The sequence below is a fragment of the Streptomyces sp. NPDC040410 genome (genome assembly GCF_055595715.1).
Genome location: NZ_JBVIVK010000075.1, coordinates 1 through 1,448 on the forward strand (window position 1 = coordinate 1; position 1,448 = coordinate 1,448).

General features: G+C 56.3%; 1 rRNA gene. It reads left to right on the forward strand.

The features are described from left to right. Positions 1-1,395 (forward strand): 23S ribosomal RNA (locus ACZ562_RS38340); the annotation flags it as partial. Positions 1,396-1,448: the final 53 nt, after the last annotated feature.

Below are 1,448 nucleotides of genomic sequence, written 5' to 3' on the forward strand. Positions count from 1 at the left end.
AGTCTGAGACCTGATGCCGAGCCGATTGTGGTGAAGTGGATGATCCTATGCTGTCGAGAAAAGCCTCTAGCGAGTTTCATGGCGGCCCGTACCCTAAACCGACTCAGGTGGTCAGGTAGAGAATACCGAGGCGTTCGGGTGAACTATGGTTAAGGAACTCGGCAAAATGCCCCCGTAACTTCGGGAGAAGGGGGGCCACACCTGGTGATCGGATTTACTCCGTGAGCTGGGGGTGGCCGCAGAGACCAGCGAGAAGCGACTGTTTACTAAAAACACAGGTCCGTGCGAAGCCGTAAGGCGATGTATACGGACTGACGCCTGCCCGGTGCTGGAACGTTAAGGGGACCGGTTAGCTCCATTTCGGTGGGGCGAAGCTGAGAACTTAAGCGCCAGTAAACGGCGGTGGTAACTATAACCATCCTAAGGTAGCGAAATTCCTTGTCGGGTAAGTTCCGACCTGCACGAATGGCGTAACGACTTCTCGACTGTCTCAACCATAGGCCCGGTGAAATTGCACTACGAGTAAAGATGCTCGTTTCGCGCAGCAGGACGGAAAGACCCCGGGACCTTTACTACAGTTTGATATTGGTGTTCGGTTCGGCTTGTGTAGGATAGCTGGGAGACTTTGAAGCTGTCACGCCAGTGGTGGTGGAGTCGTCGTTGAAATACCAGTCTGGTCGTGCTGGATGTCTAACCTGGGTCCGTGATCCGGATCAGGGACAGTGTCTGATGGGTAGTTTAACTGGGGCGGTTGCCTCCTAAAGGGTAACGGAGGCGCCCAAAGGTTCCCTCAGCCTGGTTGGCAATCAGGTGTTGAGTGTAAGTGCACAAGGGAGCTTGACTGTGAGACCGACGGGTCGAGCAGGGACGAAAGTCGGGACTAGTGATCCGGCGGTGGCTTGTGGAAGCGCCGTCGCTCAACGGATAAAAGGTACCCCGGGGATAACAGGCTGATCTTCCCCAAGAGTCCATATCGACGGGATGGTTTGGCACCTCGATGTCGGCTCGTCGCATCCTGGGGCTGGAGTCGGTCCCAAGGGTTGGGCTGTTCGCCCATTAAAGCGGTACGCGAGCTGGGTTTAGAACGTCGTGAGACAGTTCGGTCCCTATCCGCTGTGCGCGCAGGAGTCTTGAGAAGGGCTGTCCCTAGTACGAGAGGACCGGGACGGACGAACCTCTGGTGTGCCAGTTGTTCTGCCAAGGGCATGGCTGGTTGGCTACGTTCGGGAGGGATAACCGCTGAAAGCATCTAAGCGGGAAGCCTGCTTCGAGATGAGGACTCCCACCCACTTGATGGGGTAAGGCTCCCAGTAGACGACTGGGTTGATAGGCCAGATCTGGAAGCACCGCAAGGTGTGGAGGTGACTGGTACTAATAGGCCGAGGGCTTGTCCTCAGTTGCTCGCGTCCACTGTGTTGGTTCTGAAACCACGAACAACCCCGTTGCCA